The 25,823-nt window shown below is 44.5% G+C and carries 20 protein-coding genes and 1 pseudogene; 2 read left to right on the top strand and 19 right to left on the bottom strand.

Going from position 1 to position 25,823, the window contains the following annotated elements; translation table 11 throughout:
* Window positions 1–124: 124 nt before the first annotated feature.
* From rfbG to AB5Z12_RS03885, 10 genes and pseudogenes are all read right to left on the bottom strand, one after another.
* A complete protein-coding gene (gene rfbG, locus AB5Z12_RS03930) occupies window positions 125–1,180 on the bottom strand; it encodes a CDP-glucose 4,6-dehydratase (protein WP_347087153.1) in 1,056 nt (351 codons plus the stop codon).
* An 11-nt stretch (window positions 1,181–1,191) separates the two neighbouring features.
* The gene (gene rfbF, locus AB5Z12_RS03925; protein ID WP_347087154.1) at window positions 1,192–1,971 is read right to left on the bottom strand and encodes a glucose-1-phosphate cytidylyltransferase; all 780 of its coding nucleotides are present in this window, start codon (window positions 1,969–1,971) and stop codon (window positions 1,192–1,194) included.
* A 13-nt stretch (window positions 1,972–1,984) separates the two neighbouring features.
* Entirely contained in the window at window positions 1,985–2,911 is a 927-nt protein-coding gene (locus AB5Z12_RS03920) for a beta-1,6-N-acetylglucosaminyltransferase (protein ID WP_368357439.1), read from the bottom strand.
* Between the two features lie 1,065 nt (window positions 2,912–3,976).
* Window positions 3,977–5,500, bottom strand: a complete 1,524-nt coding sequence (locus AB5Z12_RS03915; RefSeq protein ID WP_368368559.1) for a sugar transferase — start codon at window positions 5,498–5,500, stop codon at window positions 3,977–3,979.
* Window positions 5,501–5,817: 317 nt separating this feature from the next.
* A complete protein-coding gene (locus AB5Z12_RS03910) occupies window positions 5,818–7,518 on the bottom strand; it encodes an ABC1 kinase family protein (protein WP_368357441.1) in 1,701 nt (566 codons plus the stop codon).
* Window positions 7,519–7,674: 156 nt separating this feature from the next.
* Window positions 7,675–8,064, bottom strand: coding sequence for a phasin family protein (locus AB5Z12_RS03905; protein WP_148463236.1), 390 nt, complete (start codon window positions 8,062–8,064; stop codon window positions 7,675–7,677).
* Between the two features lie 77 nt (window positions 8,065–8,141).
* Window positions 8,142–8,522 (bottom strand): diacylglycerol kinase family protein, encoded by a 381-nt coding sequence (locus tag AB5Z12_RS03900; RefSeq protein ID WP_148463237.1) that lies wholly within the window; start codon window positions 8,520–8,522, stop codon window positions 8,142–8,144.
* A 154-nt stretch (window positions 8,523–8,676) separates the two neighbouring features.
* Entirely contained in the window at window positions 8,677–9,219 is a 543-nt protein-coding gene (locus tag AB5Z12_RS03895) for a Uma2 family endonuclease (protein WP_368357442.1), read from the bottom strand.
* A 108-nt stretch (window positions 9,220–9,327) separates the two neighbouring features.
* Window positions 9,328–10,908, bottom strand: a complete 1,581-nt coding sequence (locus AB5Z12_RS03890) for an ASKHA domain-containing protein (RefSeq protein WP_368357443.1) — start codon at window positions 10,906–10,908, stop codon at window positions 9,328–9,330.
* A gap of 202 nt (window positions 10,909–11,110) precedes the next feature.
* Window positions 11,111–11,257, bottom strand: a pseudogene (locus AB5Z12_RS03885) (DUF6783 domain-containing protein); the annotation flags it as partial.
* On the opposite strand from AB5Z12_RS03885, the gene AB5Z12_RS03880 reads away from it, so the two are divergent.
* Together AB5Z12_RS03880 and AB5Z12_RS03875 are read left to right on the top strand one after the other, a co-directional pair.
* Window positions 11,195–11,344: a DUF6783 domain-containing protein gene (locus AB5Z12_RS03880; protein WP_319017204.1), complete on the top strand. Its 150-nt coding sequence runs from the start codon at window positions 11,195–11,197 to the stop codon at window positions 11,342–11,344. The pseudogene AB5Z12_RS03885 and the gene AB5Z12_RS03880 sit on opposite strands and share 63 nt — an antisense overlap.
* Window positions 11,345–11,516: 172 nt before the next feature.
* The gene (locus tag AB5Z12_RS03875; RefSeq protein WP_227200293.1) at window positions 11,517–11,918 is read left to right on the top strand and encodes a helix-turn-helix domain-containing protein; all 402 of its coding nucleotides are present in this window, start codon (window positions 11,517–11,519) and stop codon (window positions 11,916–11,918) included.
* Between the two features lie 102 nt (window positions 11,919–12,020).
* Here AB5Z12_RS03875 and leuS read toward each other — a convergent pair whose 3' ends face one another.
* From leuS to AB5Z12_RS03830, 9 genes are all read right to left on the bottom strand, one after another.
* Complete coding sequence (leuS, locus tag AB5Z12_RS03870) at window positions 12,021–14,423, bottom strand: leucine--tRNA ligase (protein ID WP_368356912.1); 2,403 nt, start codon at window positions 14,421–14,423, stop codon at window positions 12,021–12,023.
* Between the two features lie 201 nt (window positions 14,424–14,624).
* The gene (locus AB5Z12_RS03865; RefSeq protein WP_227200292.1) at window positions 14,625–15,809 is read right to left on the bottom strand and encodes a S41 family peptidase; all 1,185 of its coding nucleotides are present in this window, start codon (window positions 15,807–15,809) and stop codon (window positions 14,625–14,627) included.
* A gap of 351 nt (window positions 15,810–16,160) precedes the next feature.
* The gene (ftsX, locus tag AB5Z12_RS03860) at window positions 16,161–17,069 is read right to left on the bottom strand and encodes a permease-like cell division protein FtsX (protein ID WP_148463242.1); all 909 of its coding nucleotides are present in this window, start codon (window positions 17,067–17,069) and stop codon (window positions 16,161–16,163) included.
* Window positions 17,059–17,742: a cell division ATP-binding protein FtsE gene (gene ftsE / locus AB5Z12_RS03855; RefSeq protein WP_118578359.1), complete on the bottom strand. Its 684-nt coding sequence runs from the start codon at window positions 17,740–17,742 to the stop codon at window positions 17,059–17,061. Before ftsE ends, ftsX begins: the two co-directional genes overlap by 11 nt.
* Window positions 17,743–18,014: 272 nt before the next feature.
* Entirely contained in the window at window positions 18,015–19,103 is a 1,089-nt protein-coding gene (locus AB5Z12_RS03850) for a CdaR family transcriptional regulator (RefSeq protein WP_173716296.1), read from the bottom strand.
* A 388-nt stretch (window positions 19,104–19,491) separates the two neighbouring features.
* The gene (locus AB5Z12_RS03845) at window positions 19,492–20,361 is read right to left on the bottom strand and encodes a YitT family protein (RefSeq protein WP_148463244.1); all 870 of its coding nucleotides are present in this window, start codon (window positions 20,359–20,361) and stop codon (window positions 19,492–19,494) included.
* A 25-nt stretch (window positions 20,362–20,386) separates the two neighbouring features.
* Window positions 20,387–22,558: a nitric oxide reductase activation protein gene (locus AB5Z12_RS03840; protein WP_368356913.1), complete on the bottom strand. Its 2,172-nt coding sequence runs from the start codon at window positions 22,556–22,558 to the stop codon at window positions 20,387–20,389.
* Complete coding sequence (locus AB5Z12_RS03835) at window positions 22,548–23,468, bottom strand: AAA family ATPase (protein WP_118578362.1); 921 nt, start codon at window positions 23,466–23,468, stop codon at window positions 22,548–22,550. Before AB5Z12_RS03835 ends, AB5Z12_RS03840 begins: the two co-directional genes overlap by 11 nt.
* 96 nt (window positions 23,469–23,564) lie before the next feature.
* Window positions 23,565–25,679: a glutamine synthetase III gene (locus tag AB5Z12_RS03830; RefSeq protein WP_148463246.1), complete on the bottom strand. Its 2,115-nt coding sequence runs from the start codon at window positions 25,677–25,679 to the stop codon at window positions 23,565–23,567.
* Between the last annotated feature and the right edge of the window lie 144 nt (window positions 25,680–25,823).

The following is a 25,823-nucleotide window of genomic DNA, read 5'->3' as shown; positions in this document are numbered from 1 at the left end:
AGTCAGTGATGCCACAGCTAAAAACAATTCATCCCCCGGTCCTTCAGCGGGATCAATTTTTCTTTTTTCATTTCCAAAAGTAATTCATTTATAACCGCTGTAAGACTCATGCAGATTTTACCTTTTAACTTTCCATAAATGATTTAATTTCGTTATCCATGCAGGCACGAATATCTCTGCCTTCTACCCAACACTTACTCCATTCGACAACCATCTCAATGGCCGTATCAAGGTTCCAATGGGGTTTCCATCCAAAAGTAGTCTTTAACTTAGAGCAATCCAGTTTCAAGAAATTTGCTTCGTGGGGGCCACCGTCATACCGATTGACCCACTTCATACCATCGCCCCACTTGCTCACAAACAAGTCAACCAATGCCCCTGTCTGGAAACAATCAACATCGTCAGGCCCTACATTATAATAGCCAGCATATTTAATATCCTGATATTGCATTGCTGCAATCATCAGATATGCATACAACGGTTCCAATACATGCTGATACGGACGAGTCGAAAAAGGATTTCTCACCACAATATCCTCACGCTTAATTGCAGCGCGGATGCAATCTGGAATAATACGATCATTTGCAAAATCGCCACCGCCAATTACGTTACCAGCCCGTGCCGTAGAAATAGCGACTCGATCATCTCCAAAGAAACTATTTTTATAGGAATGTGTAACCAATTCAGAACAGGACTTCGAGTTCGAATACGGATCATAGCCATCCAGTTCTTCATTCTCGCGATAGCCCCATGCCCACTCTTTATTCAGATAAACTTTATCAGTAGTTACATTCAAAAAAGACTTAACGCAGTTGCTAGTTCGGACACATTCCAAAATGTTCACCGTACCCATCACATTCGTTTCGTATGTATAAGCAGGATCCTTATAGCTGTCACGAACAATGGGCTGTGCTGCCAGATGCAGTACGATTTCCGGCTGCGCTTCATCAAAAGCAGCCTTCAATGTATTAAAATCACGAATATCTCCTATTACAGAATGTACATCCTGCTCAATTCTGGCAATCTCAAACAAAGAAGGACTAGTCGGCGGATTGAGGGAATAGCCAGTAACAATAGCTCCAGCATTAGCCAGCATCTTACACAACCAAGATCCCTTAAAACCAGTATGTCCTGTTACAAATACTTTCTTTCCTTTATAAAAACTCAAATCAAAGTTCATGATTATTTTCCTCAATCTTTCCAAAGCTTCCACGGGGCATTTCCATCTTCCCACAGCTTTTCAAGCTTTTGTTTTTCTCTTAATGTATCCATACACTGCCAAAAGCCCTTGTGAACATATCCTGCGAGCTGCCCATCTTCAACCAACTTCGTAAGCGGTTCTTTCTCAAAGATAGTGCTGTCACCTTCAATATAATCAAACAGTGCCGGTTCAAAAACCATATATCCGATATTAATCAAATCGCCGTCAAAATCAGATTTTTCTCTAAATGCATTAATAATTCCATTGTTTCCGACATCAACGATACCTTTTGTCTGTCCAAAGTTATACATTGCCATTGTTCCAATTTTTCCATGTACTCTGTGGAATGTAAGTAATTCATCAATATTAATGTCACCAACTGCATCACCATAGGTAACCATGAATGTATCATCACCAACAAAATCTTTAACACGTTTGATACGTCCACCAGTTTGTGTATTTAACCCTGTATCAACAACTGTAACCTTCCATGGCTCAGCATGCTTATTGTGAATAATCATTTCGTTACCTTTTGTGAAGTCAAAAGTAATATCAGATGTATGGATAAAGTAATCTGCAAACCACTCTTTAATTATATGCTGTTTGTATCCGGCACAGATAATAAATTCATTAATACCGTAAGCTGAATATTCTTTCATAATATGCCACAGTATCGGCTTCTCACCAATTTCAATCATCGGCTTTGGCTTTAAATGAGACTCCTCAGATATTCTTGTTCCAAAGCCGCCTGCTAAAATAACAACTTTCATTTTTATAACTCCTTTATCCATGTATTTTATTTAAAATCTCTTCCACTATTTCGGCATCAATTTCTGAATCAAATTTTCGCCCAAATAGATTATTTGTATTCAAAATTTCGTTTATATCGTTTATTGTCCATACATGTGGAGAGCCATAACCGTTTCCTCTCTGAAAATCAATCAATCTCAAATTCTGCTCTATTCCACTTGGTTTTATATACATGCTATCTTTATAATGAGAGTTTTCAATTATTGTCTGCGGACAAATCTCATCTATTGCAAAAGTTTTATCCGAAAAAATATCAATAAATTTCTTTGCCTCTTCTAAATAATACTTTGCAAATTCATCTGATATACTCCACCATGAAGATCCATAGTATAGACGAAATCCTAGATTTTTAACTCTATTTATTCCAATCACTGCTTGAAGTAAACATAAGGCACTGTTCGTCATAGTTGCCATCTTTCTAATTACTTTATTAGGATTTCGCCACTGTGCTATAAAAAAGTTATAATAGGATAGTCTTGACAAAACTTTCCTATTAGGCAATCCGCTTGAAATATAATTTGTTTTATAAGCTCCGCAACTATTATTTTTATATAGGTTTCGCTCAAAAAACGAATCAAACTCATCAAAAGGCTTAAGCAACAGATCCGTGCCTGTCATCAAATGATAATAATCGTAGTTATTTTCCTTATATGCCTGCTCTAGAAGAATAATTGAAGCCTTGCAGATTCCTGCCCCCCCCCAAACAATTGGAATGCGTTCAGTAAAAAAAACCTTAGATTTTTGTACGCTCTGTTTTACAGTCTCAACCGTGTCCTTTTCTAAAACTGCTTTCTTATTTACATGAATAAAAAAATCACAATTCAAATTATCAACTGCTGAAATAAACTGCCCTATTTGCTTCCAATTATTATGTGAAATAATTAAGAATGCATGTCTCATTTATACCCTCCTCATATTTACTAAGTTTTTTTCAACCAATATTGTCCCCTCTGTTCCTTTTCTCTATCTACACATCCTGTGTTTCAGGATGGTATTTCATTTTCATAAAGCCCCTGTGTGATAACCACAGTCGGCTAAGTGTTTTCTTATGCTGTCGCACCCTCTTGGCGCAACAATCATATTTCCGTTGTTTTCTACTTCGCAAAGCATCTGTTGTATACACTACCTATTAACCAGCAATAATCGAAGTGTTGCTTTATACAGTCGAACCTCGTATACCCTGCTATGACATTTTTTCTAAGTGTTGTATTGTCATATCGAACCCTGTTGGTGCATGAGTTTTGTTAAAACTGTACATATCATCCAATCTTTTCTGCACTCTTCATTGTTAAAGACGAACAGTTCATACTGCTTTTTCACTCACTATATGTACTCATCATCTTTACCCATGCTCTACTCAACAGAAGTTTTGCGAAATAGAAATCATCTGTTTTTCCGTAATTTTCATGACTCTACAAACCGTTGCGAAGTAGGGGGCACTAATTGTTGCGATAGTGTACTCAACAACAGTTTTACTAAGTAGGTGATAAGCTCATGGATTTTTGATGTAATTATCATCAAAAAGGCCATTTCAGCGGTTTCTATCACCATTTCCCGCCGATGTGTTCAACATCCGGCTTTTTCTTCAGCTCTTTTCGTCAATATATATAGTCAATCCCGATTTTCGCTTCATATATCAGTGCATTATGCAACAAAGCTGCACTGCACTGTGTTGAGTGAACAAAACAGGCCACTTTTAACGATGTTACGTTGCTATGGTTTGTTGAGTAGACATTTATTGGTGTTGCAATACTACAATTGGTTATTAAGAAGTTTTGTGCCTATTATTACTGCAGTGCCAACCAGATACACATTCTGTACTTCTTTTTTGAATCCATTACTCTATTCCATCCTCATTTTTTGCGTTTTTATCGCAACAATTTTTTCACAAATACTTTTTCTGTTACCTTTTTCTTTTATCGTTGCTTTATAATATAACTTATCTATTTGTGGTCAAAAAAACAATCACATCGATCCATCTTTCTTCGCAACCACCATCACGGTCTTCAAAAGAATCTTAATATCCAACCCAATATCCCAATTCTCAATATATTCCTTATCCAACCTCACAACTTCCTCAAAATCCGTAATATCGCTCCTACCACTAACCTGCCACATCCCCGTTATCCCAGGTTTAATTGCAAGCCTTACCTTGTGATGCGGTTCATACAAATTCGTCTCCGAAATCAGCGGCGGTCTCGTCCCCACAATGGACATATCCCCTTTCAGCACATTAAAGAACTGCGGGAACTCATCCAGACTCGTCCGTCTGATAAAGTCGCCCACTCCGGTCTTATGTGACCCATCCGGCAGCACCTTATTTCCAATTACTCTGGGGTCGAAGTCCATCTTGAACATTTTGCCATCGCCCAGTTTGTTCTCTTTCATAAGCTCGGCTTTCCGCGCTTCCGCATCCATGTACATGCTGCGGAATTTGTACATTTTGAATTTCTTTCCGTTCTTTCCCACACGTTCCTGGGAGAAGAAAATCGGACCTGGGGATGCCAGATAGATGGCGGGGCCAACGAAAATAGTAATGATTCCTGTGAAAATACAGCCAACCAGTCCGCCGCAGATGTCCATCAGGCGCTTCAGGAAAAGCTGTCCGAAGGATGCATAGTTCAGACTGGTGGTCAGAACTGTGTAGCTTCCAACCTTTTCCACAAACTGTCTTTTGCCAGTCTGGTTGGTGATTTTTGCAAGGTTCAGATGAACGGTTACACCGGTTTCGGTGAGCTTGTCGATAAGCCCGTCCGGATATGGCAGATTTTCGGAGATGACGATCAGCACCTCGTCAATCCACTCCTGACAGACATACATAGGCACGTCACTTTCGCCTGCCACAACAGGGACACCACAGATTTTCTCACCGGTACAGTCCTCATCGATCACAACCACTCCGGCAAGGGAATATCTGGCATAATTATTTTCCTGCATGCTGTGCACTACGTTCTCTGCTACCGCTTTGGAAGTGATGATTAGCAGCTTCTCGTCGCCGCCGTTTTCCATTTTTTTATGTAAGGAATTTTTCCAGATTTCTCTTATGGCATAGGTGAGGACCAGGTAGATCACAATTGTGGTGATCAGGATCATTCTGGAAAAGCTCTGGCCTTCCTGGATTATGAACAGGTAAGCGATTGCAAGAGCACCTACTGCCACAGCATTTTTCAAGGTGGAGACAAATTCCCTATAGTGACCTCTTTTCAGAACGCTTTTCATGGTGCCGGAGGTGAAGATCACCACCAGGTCTGCAAATCCAAGGAATATTGCCATATTTCGATACAAAATATCTCCATACACATTGAATCCGTACCCACGGAATGCATATGTCAAAATAAATGCCAGCTGCAGACAGACCATATCCAGAACAATAAAATCTGCATGTTTTAACCAGCCCTCTGAGTCCTTCCGATACATATTTTCCTTTTCCCTCCCAATTACTTTTCTTCCGTTCAGCTTAGGTAAATACAGCTGACAGAATCCTTCCATTCTCTAAAATGCAATGGCAAAATCTATTTTTCGTTTTATATTTATAACTTATCTAAATTTATATTTTCCCGCCAACGCTTCCCGGTTATGCTTTTTCTCAGGCATATTTAGGTCACATCACTCCTGATCTGTAACCACCGTTTATGCGTCAGCGGTATTATTTATTTCCAATTTCGACAAATTTCACCATTCCAGTCTTCTTAATAAAATACCACCCTGCCCTATTAGTGTCAACCCCCCCAGGTTTCTTTCTGGCCTTTCCGGCAAAGTTTGGTAATTTTATCCACTTAACCCGATTTTCCCACTGGTTTTTTCCACTACTTTTTCATAAAGTGTTTGATAAACAGGTACATGAGAATCACCATTGCCCCAAAGTACCCCAGCACTCCAAAAGCCGGAATTCCCATTATCTTCGGTGTCATGTCTGTGGTGCAGATAATACTGGAGCTGATCAGAAGTGCCATGACCCAAAGACCAAGCACAATATTCCGGATTAGGCGGCGCATCAGCCACGCCAGGTCATCGGAGGCGTGAAGGTCCAGATTGATCTTGGTCTGGCCTTTCATACAGCCCTGCAGGAAATCTGCTGCCAGCGCAGGGATATCCACGGCGCGGAGCATGGAGCGGTACAGCTTTTTCCCGGTGCCCTTCATCTGTTTTTTCCAGTTTCCTTCCTCCAGAAGGTTCCCTTTCAGACGGGCAGCTGCAATCTGTACCATATTGATCTCCGGACTGATATCTGCCAGTACCCCTTCCATATGCGTCAGTCCTCTTGCAAGCATGGTAAGGCCATGGGGCATGACGATCTTGTTCTCCTTCATTACGTCCATCAGATCTGTAAGGATTTCTACGATATCGATTTCGCCAAAATCTGCGGTGCCGTATTTCGCCATAAGGTCTCGGATGTCTGTGTAAAGGCGGCTCTGATTGGGTTTCCCCTTGAATTCTCCAAGAGCCAGCACTGCATCCTGGATTTTTCCAATGTCATTCAGTGCCACTCCTTCGATAGCCTGACCGATCAGCTCGCGGTCACGTTCATTCAGCCGTCCCATCATTCCCATGTCGATCCACACGATCTTACCGCCCTGGATCATCACATTTCCAGGATGGGGATCTGCGTGGAAAAAGCCGTCGTCCATAACCTGCTTGATAAAATTATCTACAAATTTGCTGCCGATCTCATCAAGGTCGTAGCCGCCTGCAAGAAGCTCTTCCTTATGGTCGATTGGAATACCATCAATGTATTCCATAACAAGGACGCTGGCCGTGGTATATTCCCTGTAAAGAATGGGCGTTTTCACAAATGCCACCTTTTTATTTTTCCTGGAAAATTCTTCCATGTTTGCCGCTTCCGTCAGGAAATTCATCTCTTCCTGGGTGACACGCCACAGCTCTTCCAGCACAAGATTCAGATCTACCGCTTCCTTGATGCTTACAGGGGGAAGGAGCTTCACCGCCTTTTTCATCAGTCCGATATCGCGGGCCATGATCTCGTAGATGCCCTTTCGCTGAACCTTTATCACAACTTCTTCGCCGGTTTTCAGGACGGCGCGGTGTACCTGGGCGATAGAGGCTGAGCCAAGGGGCTTCTCCTGGATTTCCTGAAATTCTTCCTGCCAGGGACAGCCAAATGCTTCCCGGAGGACTTCTTCAACTTCTGCAAATGGCATGGGGTCTACATCAGAGCAAAGCTTCATCAGCTCATCACAATAGCGCTTGGGCAAAATGTCTGAGCGCATGGACATGATCTGTCCCAGCTTGATGAAGGTGGGGCCGAGATCTGTGAGAATGAGGCGGAGCTTCTCCGGGGAGACGCCTCGGGTGATGGCATGCTTGTGGAGAACGGCTGTAATTTCTTTTAGCCTTTCTTTATACGTGCCGGTGTCTTTACCATTTGACTTCCTACCAGCTGTGCTGTTTTTCTCATTTTTATCCTGTTGGTTTTCCACTTCCAGATTCTTTCTTTGTGCCTGGTCTGCTTCTGCCTTCATCGTACTGTCATTCTTTGTCACGCCCATGTCGGTTCCCCTTACTGAAAAGGCAGGATTCGGGTACTCTTTCTCCTCATCCTGCCTTCATAAATTTCTTTATTTTGTTCCGCAATGCCGTTCAGGATTTCCTGCTGCACTTCTTAAACAAGGCAATACTATTTCTTTTTCGGAAAATGTTATTGCTTATTCCTGAGGGTCGTCCTCGTATTCTTCTTTGGCTTCCTCCACTTCTTCTGCCTCTTCCTCTTCTTCGGCAGTCTCCTCTGCGTCTACGTCTTTCGCCTGCATCTTGCTGATCTGCTCTTTCAGGGCGGCCAGCTGATCCGGGGTCATTTTGCCAAGGACTTCCTTCAGCTCATCCGGATTGGACGGCTTCAGGGTTACGTTTACGTTCTTCTTCACGCTCTCTTTGATATTGTGCTTCAGTTCCTGATTGAGAACCTTGCCCTGTTCTACAGTGAGCTCACCTTTCTTTACCAGTTCATCCAGAACTTCTTTGGATTTCTCTGCGGTCACTGCTGCAGTGCCGATTCCTGCAAGTAATATTTTTTTGATGCCTTCTCCAAGTTCCATAGTGTGTGCTCCTTTCTTATTTACAGCTGTATCTGCCAACTCCCTGTGGGATTTTCGTTTTCAGCAGATCGGACTTCTCATAAAAGTCCAAGAAATACCAGCCCTTTAGGTACGAAAATGATCAGTCCGGCGATGGCGGCCATGATGGCGGCGATCAGGACGGCGCCTGCTGCGGTGTCCTTGGCTATCTTCGCCAGGGGCTTGTACTCGCTGGTCACCAGATCCACCACGGATTCTACGGCGGTGTTCACAAGCTCCAGTGCCATCACCAGTCCGAAAAGGCCAAGACAGATGCACCATTCCACTGGGGAAAGCTTCAGGATGATGCCTGCGATCACTACCAGGACCGCCATGATACAGTGAATCTTCATGTTCCGTTCCTTGCGGATACAGGTGAAAATTCCTTCAAATGCGTATCCGAAACTTTTCGTAATTGGTGGTTTCTTTGGTGCTGTCATTTCGTACCCTTCCTGTCTGTTGGTTTGGGAGTAGTATAGCATATTTTGTGAGAAATTACTATAAATTTAGATAATTTTTACAATTTTCTCATTATTGCTGTACGAATTGCAAAAAGGGCAAGCTGCAAAACAGGCCTACCCTTACATACATTTTCTAAATATCCAGTTTACTAAAATCAATCACCAGGTTCTCATAGATTCCTGCTTTTACTGAATCCTGCAGTGTATATTGTTCCGTATCTCCTTTTTCAAAATTATATACAAATATCTGATTCTTAGCCGCATCTATGATCCAGTATTCTCTTACACCTGCTGTTCTGTATTTAAAAAGCTTCGTATAATAGTCCATTCGTTTACTTGCAGGAGAAACAATCTCAATAATCCAGTCTGGTGCACCATTGCAGCCTTGATCATCCAGTTTATCCGGGTCGCAAATCACTGAAATGTCTGGCTCTACATAAGTACTAGTCGTGTCATCCAGATATACTGCAAATGGAGCAGCATAGACTTCGCATTTCCCCTTATGGGAACGGATGTACTCAAGAATTCTGGCTGACAGTTCCATGGATATTTTCTGGTGTGTTCTGTTAGGTGGTGCCATATAGTATATATGTCCATCAATAAGCTCCGCTCTCTCCCCTTCTGGAAGAGCATATATATCATCTATTGTATAAACTTTTTCTTCGAGTAATGGCATTTAATCACTCCTTTTCGATGATTTCTATTACTTCTAAGTATATCGAAAGAACTCCTTCAAATCAACCATTTGAAAATGAATTTCCATTGAAATAAATCAAAAAGCAGTTTATAACTTTATATCTTTCTGCCGTTCTTTTAGTTTCTCCATAACCGTAGGATACCGCTTATAATCTGTATGTGGCAATGCCTGTGCCGCTACCATTAATTCCAGGAAATCCTCCACTTCGGCGAACTGAATATAAACCATTTCTTCCAGGATCTGGTCGATGTCAGTGAGAAGGCTCCGGTTCAGAAGTAGCTTCTGGGCTCCTTCCAGTGAGGAGTTTCCAGCGTTGATAATGTGGTCGCGATCCATATCGGGATACATGCCGATGGTGATGGCGGATTCTTTGGATACGTGTTTGCCAAATGCTCCTGCCACGTAGAAGCGGTCTGCCTGTTTTAAGTCAAGACCGGATTCACGGAGCATGATTTCGACCATGGTGTGAGCGGCGGATTTGGTGCGGATAAATTCGTCGATGTCCTTCTGGTAGAAGTACAGACCTGGGGCATATTTCACACAGAGCTGATTGTCTCTCTCCTGGATAAGAGGGCTTTTCTCCAGAGAAAGCTTGCCGCGAATGTCGATCCAGCCTTCCAGGAAAAGCTCTGCGATCAGGTCTATGATGCCGGAACCGCAGATTCCCTGAGGTTCTTCACTTGATGAATTATCCTCATGATTACCTGAATTTTTCTCATGGCTTCCTGAATCTTCCTCATGCCTTCCAATCACATGCACATAAATATTTCCATCTCTTATCTTCACTTCATCCACAGCGCCAACGTCTGCCCGCATTCCGGTGCGCACCACACCTCCCTCCAGTGCCGGGCCTGCTGCTCCTGCACCGCAGAGAAGGAATTCTTTATTTCCGATCACCAGCTCGCCGTTGGTTCCGATGTCGAAGAAAACACTAATCTCGTTTTTCTTGTATAATTCGGTATCGATCATGCCGCTGATAATATCACCACCAAGGTAGTTTGACTTGGCAGGGTAACAATAAACGTAGCCTTTCAGCGGAATGTCCAGATCGCGCGCCAATTGAAAGCCGGGGCAGTCGGCATGAACTGCGTGTGGGGTGTAGAAGACGCAGAAGGCATCCATTCCAAGAAGGAAGTGAATCATGGTGGTGTTGCCCGCGATTACCATGGAGAGCGCGGAGTGGCTTGCATCCAACTTATCCATGCATTCACAAATGGATTCCACTGTAGCCCGCCGCACTTCTTCCAGCTTTTCCCTATTATCTTTACAGTAAAAAATCCTGGACAGAATATCTGTCCCCCACTGGATCTGCTTATTGAAGCAGCTGACCTCTTTCAAAATCTCTCCACTGTTGCAGTCCAGAAGTCTCGCGACCACAGTGGTACTTCCCAGATCCACCGCCAGCCCATAATGCTGCGCGGTGGTATCTCCTTCCTCAATCTCCACCATTTCCCAGTTTTCCCCATTCCAAGCAAGGGAAACCGTTATTTTCCACTTTGCGTTGTCCAGCAAGGGGTATAACTTCCGCAAAATATGGACAGGTATATGAACTCGCTCTTCCACACCTGCTGCCGCCAGGCTATCCAGGATCCGCTGCTGATCTGAGCGGGGATCGTCTTCGGTTGGGAGAGGGAGTTCGAGATATCGTTTTTGGCTGAGTCCGTTCATCGTTTTTCAGCTCCTTATTCTTTACTCATTTTGAGTGTATTTATATATTCTATTCCTTCTTTGGATATTTTTTATTGACGTAATTCGAATTATTCTATATAATAAATATATGTATTTCAAATTTAATATATTTTCCCGAGCAGTTGGGGGACGTGCTCTCACCCATCCGAGTTTTTATGGAGGAGGTGATACTTATGTCAACCTATGAAGAATTTATGGTTATTTTAACCGCAGGTATTTTACTTGTTTCTATTCCAGAGCATGTTTGAAAAAGGCTTTCTGCAAGATGTGCGTCACAATTTGTGGGAGATTTTGCCCGGATGAGGGCGCCGTAGCGGGCTACGGCAACCGAATTCGGACAAAATATACCGCAAAGTGGGGCGTGCAGATTGCAGGAATGCTTTTTCAAACAGGCTCTGGAATTCGCCATACATAAGAAATAGCCGTCCTAACCCTGGAAAAGTTGCGGAACGGCTATCTCAATAGTCAACACCCAATATAACAGGATCAGGTAGAGAGCATCTACCTTCCAACTGTTCTGGTGAGTATATTATATCTATTCTATATGATTTTGTCAATCAATAATAGAAAATGGAGGGATTTTTATCATGACTTTTGGAAAAAGACTTATGCAGCTGCGTAAAGAACATGGTTATCGCAATCGCGACACTTTCGCGGCTGAGCTTGGCATTCCCGCCAACACTTTGCGCAATTACGAAATGGACATTCGGGAACCTGGCTTTCCATTTCTTATAAAGATATCGCAGTTTTTTCACGTCTCTACCGATTACCTGTTAGGATTAACGGAAGAAAGAGCGACTACAGCTGTCGATGTTCAATCCCTCTCCGAACAGCAGCTTATCGAGAAATATCGTCTTCTTGACTGCACTGGAAAAGAACTTGTAGATTACACAATTGCCATTGAATTAAAGCGAACCACCTTATTGGAAAATCAAAAAAACCGCATTCTCCATTATGAGCAAGCGTTTAATTTCTTAAAACAGTCATAATCGTTTTATGCATTTTCTATATACTTCTATAGCCAGCAGTGGACTATCTCAAAAAACTCCCCACCAATCATCCAGTGGGGAGTTTCTCTATTCCAGTAATCTTTATTTCGCAACAAAGTTTACGATCTTATTCGGTACATAAATCTCTTTTACAAGAGTCTTGCCTTCCAGGAAGGAAGCTACTCTCTCGTCCTTCTTCGCCAGCTCAAGAGCTTCCTCTTTCGCACAGCCGTTCGGGATTACGATGGTTCCACGAACCTTACCATTGACCTGGACACCGATTTCTATGGAGTCCTCTACAGTCTTGCTCTCTTCATATTCCGGCCACTGGGAAAGGGAAAGTAAGCCTTCTCCGCCGATGGTCTCCCAGATTTCCTCGCAAAGATGAGGTGCAAACGGGCAAAGGAGCTTGATGAAGATCACAAGGTCATCCTTGCTGATCTTGCCAACTGCATAAATCTCGTTGATAAGAGTCATCAGGCAGGCAATTGCAGTGTTGAACTTCATAGCCTCGATATCGGAGGATACCTTCTTGATTGCCTTATGGATCTTAACCTCCATATCCTTGGCTGCCGGCTCCTCTGTCATGATATCGGTCAGTCCTGCAACTCTCTCAAGGAAACGCTTGCAGCCTCTTACGGAGCTGTCGTTCCACGGAGCAGCTGCGCCGTAGTCACCCATGAAGAGAACGTAGGTACGAAGTGCATCTGCACCATACTCATTTACAATATCAAGCGGATCAACAACGTTGCCCTTGGATTTACTCATCTTGTCGCCGTCTGAGCCAAGGATCATACCCTGTGCAGAACGTTTCGCATATGGCTCCGGAGTATTGACAATTCCCATGTCATACAGGAAATGATGCCAGAATCTGGAGTAAATCATATGTCTGGTTACATGCTCCATACCGCCATTGTACCAGTCAACCGGCATCCAGTATTCCATCTTCTTGCGGTCTGCAAGAGCTTCTGTATTGTGTGGATCCACATAACGAAGGAAATACCAGGAAGATCCAGCCCACTGTGGCATGGTATCCGTCTCTCTCTTGGCATCGCCGCCGCATTTCGGGCATTTGCAGTTTACGAAGGAATCAATCTTTGCAAGTGGAGACTGTCCGTCCTCACCTGGCTGGAAATCCTTGATCTTCGGCAGACGAAGCGGAAGCTCCTCATATGGAACTGCTACATCACCGCACTGCGGACAATGAACGATCGGGATTGGCTCGCCCCAGTATCTCTGACGGTTAAATGCCCAGTCTTTCATCTTGTACTGAACGCCAGCTTTACCAATGCCCTTCTTCTCAAGCTCTTCCAGCATGCGCTTGATGGAATCCTTCTTATTTGTATAGCCATTCAGGAAATCGGAGTTAATCATCTCGCCATCACCTGTGTAGGCTTCTTTCTCAATATCGCCGCCCTTGATAACCTGGATAATGTCAATACCAAATTTCTTGGCGAAATCATAGTCTCTCTGGTCATGTGCTGGTACCGCCATGATCGCGCCGGTACCATATCCCATCATTACATAGTCTGCAATGTAGATTGGGATCTTCTTGCCATTTACAGGATTTACGCCCTCAAGTCCCTGGATGCATACACCTGTTTTCTCTTTTACAAGCTGGGTTCTCTCGAACTCAGTCTTCTTCGCACACTCTTCACGGTAAGCCTTGATCTCATCCATGTTGGTAATGCGGTCAGCATATTTGTCGATCAGCGGATGCTCCGGTGCGATAACCATGAAGGTTACACCAAACAGGGTATCTGGTCTGGTGGTGTAAATCTGCAGTGTCTCATCAATTCCGTCAACTGCAAAGTTTACGAAAGCACCTGTGGATTTACCGATCCAGTTTACCTGCTGCTGCTTGATGTTCGCCGGATAATCCACATCCTCCAGTCCCTCAAGAAGCTTGTCTGCATACTGGGTGATTCTTAAATACCAGACATCCTTGGACTTCTGGATAACGTCGCTGTGGCAGATATCGCATTTGCCGCCCTGACTGTCCTCATTGGAAAGAACAACCTTACAGGATGGGCAATAGTTAACTAATGTCTTATCACGGAAAACAAGTCCGTTCTCAAACATTTTCAGGAAAATCCACTGGGTCCATTTATAGAAATCTTCCTGTGTGGTATCGATCACACGGCTCCAGTCAAAGGAGAATCCAACACTCTTCAGCTGATTAGTGAATTTCGCAATGTTCTGGTCTGTGATCTCACGAGGATGTGTATTCGTCTTAATCGCATAATTCTCAGTAGGAAGTCCGAATGCATCGAATCCGATGGGGAACAGTACATTGTATCCCTGCATTCTTCTCTTTCTGGAAAGTACCTCGATACTGGAATATGCCTTAATATGTCCAACGTGCATTCCCGCACCACTTGGGTATGGGAACTCTACAAGGCCGTAGAATTTCGGTTTATCACTTCCGTCAACAGCTTTAAATGCCTGCTGCTCTTCCCACTTTTTCTGCCATTTCGGCTCAATTTTCTTAAAATTGTGTTTCATTGATGGTTCCTCCACATTTATTGTGCCTGTCATAACTGTTCAATGCCTTCACAGTTATTGCCTATCATAACTGTTTAATACCTTCACAGCTATTGCCTGTCAACAAAATAACCGTCGGCTGATCTGCCTGTTTATCGCGCAGATCAGGCACGTTATTTTGCAAAAATCCTTTTACCATTCTAATCCAACATAGTGGTTTTGTCAACGAGAAACCGCCTCTATTGCGGCCTGAAGCTGATTATCCTCGTCATGGGTATAATCCGTCCGGTTTAAAAGGCTGGCATCCAGTTTTACCTCCACATCCGGTGTGATTCCCACCTTGTGGATATCATTGCCCTTGGGGGTAAAATATTTCGCTGTAGTCAGCTTCACCGCACTTCCATCAGAGAGCTGGCGGATGCTCTGAACGATTCCCTTTCCATAAGTGGTGGTTCCCACAATCGTTCCAATCTCATAATCCTTCACAGCTCCGGCAAAAATCTCCGATGCACTGGCGCTGTTCTCATTTACCAGCACTGCCAGAGGAATGTCGATCGGGGTGTCTCCGTCACACTTCATCTCCTGTTTTTCCCCATATTTGTCCTCTGTATACACGATCAGTCCTTCGGGCAGAATCTGGCGCAACACATCGCACACAGAAGAAAGCACCCCACCTGGATTGTCACGAAGATCCACGATCAGCTTCTCCATGCCTTTTGCCTGAAGATCTTTGTAAGCATCCTCAAACTGCTGGGGTGTCACCATGGTAAACTCTGTAATTCGCAAATACCCTATAGAATCCTCCAGCATTTCATAAGAAACAGTGGGCAGCTCCACATCGCTCAAAGTCACTGTAATTTCTTCCGGTTCATCTGCCTCCTGATGATAAACGGTCAGAATAGAAGTACCGTCCTCCTTTTCCCGTATCATCTTTGAGACCTCAGCAGGCGTCATTTCCGTTACATCCGTTCCGTTCACAGCCGTGATCACATCATTCGCCTTCAGCCCGGCCTCATCTGCCGGACTGCCCTCATAACAATCCACCACCAGAATACCACCCTCCGTATTTTGGGTAATGCTCACGCCGATTCCAGAGTAAGAGCCCTCGGTGTCTCTCATCTCCTCCTCGTATTCTTCCTCCGTATAATATCTGGAATACGGATCCCCCAGCCCATAAAGAAGCCCGGTATAAATCCCCTCCTTCAGCGAATCCTCATCCACATCTTCCAGATAATTCTGATCTATAATATCTTCCAGATACTTAATCTTCTGGGTAACTGCCACATCCGACAGTACATTACTTCCCGCACGTCCCGCTTTCTGAAGCCCCACATATCCCCCGCCCAGCACCAGGGATGCGCAAAGTACACCAGTTATGGCTCCCTTTAAAAATTGTTTATCTGCCATCTATATTTCTCCTTATTTTCGCTATACAAGTTCTATCCAACCAGCAGCATTTGGGCAACTGATATTCCTAAGCAAGTCATTTCAGGTGCGCCCTTAGCGCAGGTGAGATCCGATGGTTACGAAGACTTAGACGCGAGGGCTCTCCCGAGCGTCTTAGTCGCAGTTACCAGCTAGCTCGCCGGAGCGTTGCACCGACTTGCGTGGAATATCATTTGCCCAAATGCGTCCGCCCTGAATACCCTCTCTATCTCTTTATACAAAAGGACTGCCAGATCTCTCCAGCAGCCCCCATATCCTCTTCTCATATTCTGGCGGAATGCGAATAACCGCCCTTATTGTAAAACAGAACTCTCACACCTTCAAGTGTTTTCTTGTAGTAATAAAGCTTCCCACAAGACCAATTCCAATTCCCAGTGCCAGCGCCACCGGAACCAGTGTCTGGTAGATCTGTCCAACCGGAATGAAATCTACAACACCCAGAAGTACGCTGAACTTGGTATATACATAGGTTACCACATTATTGTAACAGAAATACAAAATGATCAGTGGAATTCCCGCACCGATCAGTCCCAGGATCATACCCTCCAGAAGGAACGGAGCACGTACAAAACTATCGGTAGCACCAATATATTTCATAATTCCGATCTCATCCTTACGAACTGTAATACCAACGGAAATGGTATTACTGATCAGGAAAATGGCAATCAACAGCAGGATCACGATCACTGCCACAGATACATAGGAAACAATACGGTTAATGGAACCAAGAGTCTTGGCAGCCTGCTCAGACTGATTAACCTCTCGTACATTATCCAGTGTCTTGATATAGGCAACCAATTCAGACTGTTTCTCAATGTTGTTCATATACACACGGTAGTTGGATGAATTTGCCAGCGGGTTATCATCCTTGAAACCGTCTGCTGCCTCAGAGTCATCACCGAAGTATTCCTGCTTCATCTTCTCCCAGGCTTCATCACCGGACTCAAACTCAATCTTGGAAACCTCCGGGCGCTGCCTGATCAGTTCTCCAACTGCATCCATCTGCTCCTGTGTGGTTCCTTCATTAAAAAGCACTGTGATCGGCACATCTTCCTCAACCTTATGCGCCAGCGTATTCACATTATTTACAATGGAAAAGAAAATTCCGAAAAGAAAAATACATGCTGCCATCGTAATAATAGAAGCAATGGAAAACATGAAATTTCTCTTGATGTTCTTGATACCCTGCTTCAGAGTATACCAGATGGTACTAGGCCTCATAATATTCTCCCTCTTTCTCGTCGCTGATGATCACTCCATTATGCATGGTCAGTACACGCTTCTTCATGGAATTGACAATCTCTTTATTGTGGGTTACTACCAGAACGGTGGTTCCACGCTGGTTGATCTCCTCAAGGAGCTTCATGATCTCCTCGGATGTCTTCGGATCAAGATTACCAGTAGGCTCGTCTGCAAGAAGGATGTCCGGGCGGTTTACAATCGCCCTGGCAAGGGCAACTCTCTGCTGCTCTCCACCTGACAGCTCGTCCGGGTACGCCTTGTATTTCCCTGCAAGTCCAACCTCCTGAAGTACCTCCGGAACTCTCTTGCGGATAACTCTGGTGGGACGGTTCACAACACGCTGTGCAAAAGCTACATTCTCATACACATCCCTGTCCTTCAGAAGACGGAAGTCCTGGAATACGACGCCAAGCTTACGGCGGTATTTGGCCACACGGCGGTGCTTCATTCCCTCAAGCTTCTCTCCGCTTACGATAATCGTACCGGATGTGGAATCCAGTTCCTTCAAAAGCAGTTTGATCAGCGTGGATTTACCGGAACCGCTATTTCCTACTATAAATACGAATTCACCTTTATCTACATGGAGATTGGCGTGATTCACTGCCGGCAGTCCCGGTCCATAGGACTTGCTCACATCTATCAGATCAATCATGATATCCTCCTAAATTTTTCATGTAAAAATTCAATTCAGCAGTTTGCTTAATTTTTATGTAACATTATTGTAATATATGTCTGGTAAAAATGCAACCTTATTTTTTGCAGTACCTTATTATACCAGAGAAAACCAAGAACGCAATAGATTTCACAAAGGAAACACAAAGCAGGTCCAGGAATGATTTTTCAAACAGGCTCTAGTCCAGCACAAAGATGAAAAATGCCTGCCACAAACAAATGCAGCAGGCACAGAAATTACAAATATGAAACTTAATACTCCAGAGTCTCCATATACTTCATGTATCTTACAACCATCAGCGCGATCTTGAATGTGATCGCATCCTCGAATACACGAAGGTCAAGTCCGGTGCTCTTCTGGAGCTTGTCCAGACGATAAACCAGAGTATTACGGTGAATGTAAAGCTGTCTGGAGGTCTCGGATACATTCAGGCTGTTCTCAAAGAACTTGTCGATGGTAACCAGAGTCTCCTCGTCGAAATCATCCGGGGACTTGCCGCCGAAGATCTCCTTAATGAACATCTTGCACAGCGGGATCGGAAGCTGATAGATCAGACGGCCTATTCCAAGAGAGCTGTAAGCAATAACGTCCTTCTCAGGTGAGAAAATCTTGCCTACATCAAGAGCCATTCTGGCTTCCTTGTAGGAACGGGAAACTTCCTTCAGCTCGCTTACGATAGTTCCGTATGCAATATGTGTAGTATTCTCTTTCTCAAGTCCTAAGGTATCAAGGATGGTCTGGGCAAGCTTGTCCATCTCCTCGTATCCTTCGTTCTCCTCAAGTTCCTTGACAATGATAATGCTCTTCTCATCAACAGCTGTGATAAAGTCCTTGCTCTTGCCGCCGAACAGACTCTTCACGCTCTCCATGGAGCTGTGCTCTCTCTCCTGCTCAAGCTCCAGGATCATAACCACCCGTCGAACATCAGCATCAATATGAAGCTTCTTCGCACGATTATAAATATCTACCAGAAGCAGGTTATCAAGAAGCAGGTTCTTAATGAAGCTGTCCTTGTCAAAACGCTCCTTATATGCAACGATCAGGCTCTGGATCTGGAAAGCGGCAAGCTTTCCTACCATATAAGTATCTTCATCTTCTCCGTGGGCGACCAGAATGTATTCCAGCTGGTAATCATCACAGACCTTGAAATACTGATAACCTTTCACAAGCTGGCTGGCAGCCTGGGATTCCACAAATGCCTGAATATCCTGTGGCTGAATCTCAAATTCACTGTAGGTGGACGCCAGTGTCTTGCCATCTGTGTCAATAATGCAAAACTCCGTCCTGGATATCTCCCTGAGCCCCTCAAGTGTATTCTGCAGTACCTGATTTGATATCATTACCCTTCCGTCCCTTCTTGTAAATTATAGGGCTACTGGTCTCACAGCTGTCAATGTATTCCAGGATAGTGAAAACATTGTCAAAGAGAGCAGTAACATTATATGTTCGCCGGTATACCCGGCATGAATCGCTGTCCATTAGTGCCAAAATTCGCGGTCTCAAATCTGTAATATTGCACAAAACCTCAGACAGTCTTAGGAAAATCTACTGATTCCAAAAATTCATGAACCTATTTTAATACAAAATCACCAAAAAAGGAAGAGGAAAGTAGAAAAAATTTACAAATTTCCAGCATATTTTTTTAACTTTTTCTATATCACTCCAATTTCAAGCCCTATTTTCCCCTTTTTTTGCGGTGCGCAAAAGGCTTTGGTAAAGTTTTCCTTTTTACTTACGTTCAATAAATCCCTCACCATGGACTTCACGCACGTCAGACACGATCACAAAAGCATCTGGGTCAATATGGTCCACCAGCTCTTTCAATGCCACGATCTCCTTGCGTCCCACAACGCAGTAAAGAAGCAGCTTGTCCTGGCCGGAGTACATTCCCTTTCCGTGGATTCCGGTCACGCCGCGATCCAGTTTGTCCATAATTTCTCTGGAAATCTCGTCAGGCTTGCTGGTAATGATATACGCCTGTTTGGAAAATTTCAAACCTTCGATCATGCTGTCAGATACCTTTGTCACAAGGTAAACGGCGATGATGGCATAAAGTGCTTTCTGCACACCGAACACATACATACCTACAAGTACAATGGCTCCGTCAATAAACTGCATAATCTGGGCAATGGAGTAATGGCGGAGCTTCCGCTGAAGCAGTGCCGCCATCATGTCTGTGCCCCCGGTAGTTCCTCTTCCAAGAAACACAAGTCCGATTCCAATTCCCTGGATCACACCACCATAAACGGCTGCCAGCAAAAGATCATTTCCTGCAATGTCAAATGCCGGAAGAACCGCCAGCCAGAATGACAGGCAGATTTCTCCCACCAGTGCCCTTTTCACAAACTGGAATCCACTAAGCTTCATTCCAATCAGAAACAGCGGGATATTCAGACTTAAGTTCGTGATCCACAGTGGGATGCCTCCCGGCACGACTCCCTCTGTCCACTCTTTTACCAGGATCGCAATACCGGAAAAGCCTCCGGTTACCATACCGGACATATCGAAAACACTGTTTATGGCAGTTGCCATAAGGGCTGTACCAACAATGATCATCAGATAATCCAGGAAGGCAGCTTTTTTGTTATTTTGAAACATGGCGTTACCTCCGTATTCTGCTTTCTTATTCATCATCCTCCAATTGCTTTGTAAGATATCTTCCAACGATTTTGGAAAATCCGGTAATATTCCGGATATATGCAAAATCCTTTCCAAAAATCTTCTTCTCCGTCGCCAGATCTTTCTCTTCCCCGGCGAAAACACCCAGCACGCTCACTCCCTGGCTGCGCAGCTTACGGATCTGGGCTGCAGTGTCGGTAATTGCATACTTCCCATGATACGGTGCCGGATTCTTCGCATTGGGACGATTGACAATAACATCGTAAGGACGTCCATCACTGAGAATGATCAGAATCTTTTTCTCTTCCTCCCGGTTCAGAAGGCCGTATCCTGCTGCCCGGATGGCAAGTCCGTCACGGTTGTTGGATGATGTTACATAGTTAAATATATTTTCATTTGCACTTCTTTGGTCGTCATATTCTCTGAAGCGGTGGAGAATGGTATAGTCCCAGAAGGTGCAGTAGCTCATCACTCTGTGGGGCAGCTCTGCATTGCTAAGTGCCTCGCTGATAATGTAGGCCTGCAGCGCTACCTCGCCCTGGCGGCTCATCTGGGAACCACTGGCATCGATCAGCACATCCACCACAAAATCAGAAGAATCCCCCTTCAATTCCCGCCTAAAAACCTGTGCATCACTGCTTCTTCCAAGCCGCCACAGCCTTGATGGAACAATCATTCCTCTGTCTGAAAGAATCTCCTGATTTTCACTTTTGATGACCAGTGACTTTTTCAGCATTTCTGTGAGAAGGGCGATATTCCGCTTCACAATGCGGTGTTTGTCATGATAAAGCCAGATATTCTTATTTTTCAACCTTTTTGCATATTCATACTGGTAATTTCGTTTTACCGGACTTTTCAGAATTCCCTCAGTAAAATACAGGCTGCAGTCGCTGTGAATGTCACGGCACATCAGCTGGTTCATCCGCTTCTCTTCCAGCTCGCTCAGATAAGTTTTTCCAAAATTCAGTTCCACATAGGTGTGGGCTTTTTCCAAAGCCTCCGGAGGCAGAACTGTAATTTTCTGTTTCGATTGCCGTTCCTCTTCCATCTCCCGGGTGACATCCGCATTCTCCATACCCGCCACATTGGAGGTAAGCTGCTCCATATAGCTTTCCAATGCATCCTCATACATTTCTTCGGAAAGATAGTCGTGCCAGTCAAACTCCGTCAGATCTTCCATAGTGACAGCAAGCACCTGCTCAAGGGTTGCCTTTTGGGAAAAGTCGGGGTCAGCGACTTCATTGTATACTGTGTCTATGATGCGGATTAAAGACATTGTATCCGTAGTCTCTGCTGCGCCAGAAATTAAGTCAATATAGTGATAGATTCCTTTGTGTTTTCTATCTTTTTGTTTGTTTTCTGTTATATTTGTTATAGTTTTATTTGATACATACGCATTTCCTGCTATTCTTCCATTCGATGCATCCGCATTTCCTGTTATTATTCCATTTAATATGCCCGCATTTTCCACACTATCCGCCGATTTTTCCTCATTTCCGGAATCATCCGGCGGATTCTTCTTTTTCAAAGAAGTATTTTCACCTCTGTCAATCCGCCTTCTCAGCAGATTCACTCTCAGATAGCCCAGCTTATCTGCTGCCGACGGCATAGTCTCATATTCCTGATCCAGTATGTCCTCGCAGGCTTTCCTCTGCATCTCCCAGATCCCAGGGCGCTGTTCACAGATCCGTTCTCCGATGGCTTCTTCAATACAGAGCTGCGAAACAAAGGTAAGCGCAGCTTCATCCGCGCCCATGAAGATTTTTTTCACCAGATACATTCCCAGAAAATCTTTATCGAAGAATTTCGCCAATGCGCCCTGCTTAATTCCATCATACAATGCAATATCCTTTGACCTGAGGAACAGGGAAACATCCGGCTTCATCTGCTGGGTGTAGTCCCCACTGATGGTCCAGAGCAGATTTCGGATACGGTTTTCCTGCTCTAATTGATAATCCTGGAGATTCAGTTCTTCACAGTTATCCTCTCTTGCCTGAAAATTTTCGCTTTTCTCCGCTACAGGTACTTCCATTGAAACTTTTTCTGATTTCTTATCCCCAGCTGCAATTTTAATTTTTTCTTTCCCAATAGCTGATTTCTTCAAAAATTCCTCTGCATCTTCAAGATCAACCAATTTGGCAGAAATTTTTAAAGATTCGTTTTCTTTATTCTCCATAAACATCTTCCCGGGTCCAGCCCTGTGGAATTCTGGTTCGCACCACATCCTCCACGATTTCCTTCTCAAACACATCAAATGTTTTATTCACAATGCCCATGCGTACCGCCTGCCATGGGGAAAGCCCAGTACGCACGATCTTCATGGCAGCAAGCAGGCCGCGAAGATCCAGTGGCTTTGTGGAAATCTCACTGTTCATGGATTTCTGCTGCAGATCCAGAAATACTCCCATAAACTGCTCCACAGCCTCTTTCTTTGCATCCGGGAACATCCTGTTGAAAATAAAACCAAGCGTTTCCTCATTCTGCGCCGGCATGTCGATCACCAGGAAACGGGAAACCAGAGCCTCATTCAGCTCCTTTGTTCCGGCATACCCGTAATTCATGGTTCCAATAAATCTTGCCGCCGGGTGAAGGTCTATTTTGTCATATCCTGGCACATCAATGGACCGGCGGTAATCCAATGTGGCGTGAAGTACAGAAACCGCATCATTCTTCGCCATATTGATCTCATCCAGAATACCGAATCCGCCTTCCTCTGCGCACTGGTAAATACTTCCCTTACGCAGCTTCACCTGATTATCCACGAAAGTATCTGTTCCAATCAGGTCACCGCTGTTTGTATTCACATGGAAGGACACGTTATACACCGGTCTCCCGAAAATATATGCCAGATTCTCTGCCAGCACATTCTTTCCCGTAGCCTTCGGTCCTGCCAGAAGCAGATTCTCCTGCTCCAGCACCGCTGCCATGGCCATCTCCAATGTTTCCTTCCCATAAAATGGCAGCGCCGGCTTTATCCGTCTATGCTTCGCTTCCTCTGAAACGCCATATTCCTGTCGAAACTCTTCCGCCGCCTTAATAAGCGCCGCACTGACACCCTGTTCCTCTAAAAAATCAAATTCACTCATCTTATTCCTGCTTTCACTTTACCTCTTTATTTTTCCTGCTTTCACTTTACCTCTTTAATAGAAAAGAGGACTGCGGCTGCAGTCCTCCTGATCACTTTACGGCTCAAACACCAGATCTCCATAAGATGGCATCGGCCACATATCTTTATCCACTAACATTTCCAGTTCGTCAACCGGCTCTCTTAATTTCTCCATTGCCGGAACCAGTTTCTCTCTGCAGAACACTGCTCTGTCACGTCCTTCCGGATGCGTCTCGATCTGATCTATCAGCTTGCTCAGCTTATTCATGGTACTGTTCACTTCTTTCAGAAGCTTGCTTGCTTTCTTCAGAAGATCCATCTGAACACTCACGTCAATTGGTCCAACTGCCTTCACTTGATTGATGGACTCTGCCAGTACAGTTGTATACTTGATGACTGCCGGAATGATCTGCTTGGTTGCCATGTCCACCATGGTTTTCGCTTCGATGTTAATTGCTTTCGCATAAATCTCATACTGGATCTCCGCTCTGGACTCCAGTTCAGTCTTTGTAAATACTCCAAATTCTCCAAACAGTTCTACAGCCTTATCTGTAGTAAGTGCCGGAATGGCATCTACCATAGATGTCAGAACAGGAAGTCCACGGCGGCGTGCCTCTTTTTCCCATTCAGGAGCGTAGCCATTGCCGTTAAATACGATTCTCTGATGCTGGGTAGCATATTCCTTGATCAGATCATGGACTGCCAGATCAAAGTCTTCTGCGCTCTCCAGAACATTGCAGGCTTCCTTAAACGCCTCAGCAGTAATGGTATTCAGCACCACATTGCATGCGGAAATGGAATCCTTGGAACCAACCATACGGAACTCGAATTTATTGCCGGTAAAGGCAAAGGGTGAAGTACGGTTACGGTCTGTCGCATCCTTCATGAAATCCGGAAGCGTCTTAACGCCTGTATCCATTTTCTCCCCGGTCTTACTTCTTGTAGCAGTACCAGTGCTGATCAGCTGCTCCAGCACATCCTCAAGCTGCTCTCCAAGGAAAACCGAAATAACAGCTGGCGGAGCCTCATGACCGCCAAGGCGCTGGTCATTTCCAACATCTGCTGCGGACTCACGAAGAAGATCTGCATGCTTGTCAACTGCTTTCAGGATACAGGTCAGAACCAGAAGGAACTGAATGTTCTCATGTGGTGTCTTCCCCGGCTCCAGAAGATTAATTCCGTCATCAGTAGTCAGGGACCAGTTATTGTGCTTACCGGAACCATTCAAGCCTGCAAAAGGTTTCTCGTGAAGCAGACAGCGCATGCCGTGACGGCTTGCCACCTTTTTCAGGATACGCATCATGATCTGGTTGTGATCTGCTGCAATATTAACAGGTGCATAGATCGGCGCAAGCTCATGCTGTGCCGGTGCAACCTCATTATGCTGGGTCTTGGCTGTAACTCCCAGCTTCCAGCACTCTTCATTTACTTCTTTCATATATGCGGAAACTCTCTGACGGATGGTTCCGAAATAATGGTCATCCATCTCCTGTCCTTTCGGAGGCATGGCTCCGAAAAGAGTGCGTCCGGTGTAAACCAGATCCTTTCTCTGCATATATTTCTCTTTATCAACAAGGAAATACTCCTGCTCTGCACCAACAGATGGTGTCACCCGTTTGGAGGTCGTATTTCCGAAAAGTCTGAGAAGTCTTAATGCCTGTGTATTGATGGCTTCCATAGAACGAAGAAGCGGTGTCTTCTGATCCAGCGCTTCTCCTGTATAGGAACAGAAAGCGGTAGGAATGCATAAGGTTCCACCTGCTGCATCATGTCTTACAAAAGCCGGTGAGGTACAATCCCATGTTGTATAGCCTCTTGCCTCAAAGGTGGCACGAAGTCCGCCAGATGGAAAAGAAGATGCATCCGGCTCTCCCTTGATCAGCTCTTTACCGGAAAAGCTCTGAAGGACTTTTCCATTCTCCATAGGTGCGGTGATAAATGCATCGTGCTTCTCTGCAGTTACGCCTGTAAGGGGCTGAAACCAGTGACTATAATGAGTGGCACCCTTCTCGATGGCCCATTCCTTCATCTCGTGGGCAACCACATCTGCAACCTCCATGGAAAGCTCCTTGCCCTCTTCAATGGTTTTCTTCAGCTCTTTGTAAACCTTCTTCGGCAGACGGTCCTGCATGACGGAATCATTGAATACATCACATCCGAATAATTCCTTCACATTAACATAATCTCCCATTGTTCCTCTCCTCTCGTTCATCTCGCTGCTTATTTCCCCAGGCTGCCATTTATCTGCGGTACCTTCTCTCCATAAACAACGATTCATCACACATTACTGGTTCTTATTTTTTCACATGTAAGCACTCAATGCTTTCACAGGTGC

The organism is Ruminococcus sp. RTP21358st1_G6_RTP21358_211008, from assembly GCF_040908885.1.
GTDB classification, from domain to species: domain Bacteria; phylum Bacillota; class Clostridia; order Lachnospirales; family Lachnospiraceae; genus Blautia_A; species Blautia_A faecis.
This window is presented reverse-complemented; position numbering and strand designations above follow the sequence as displayed.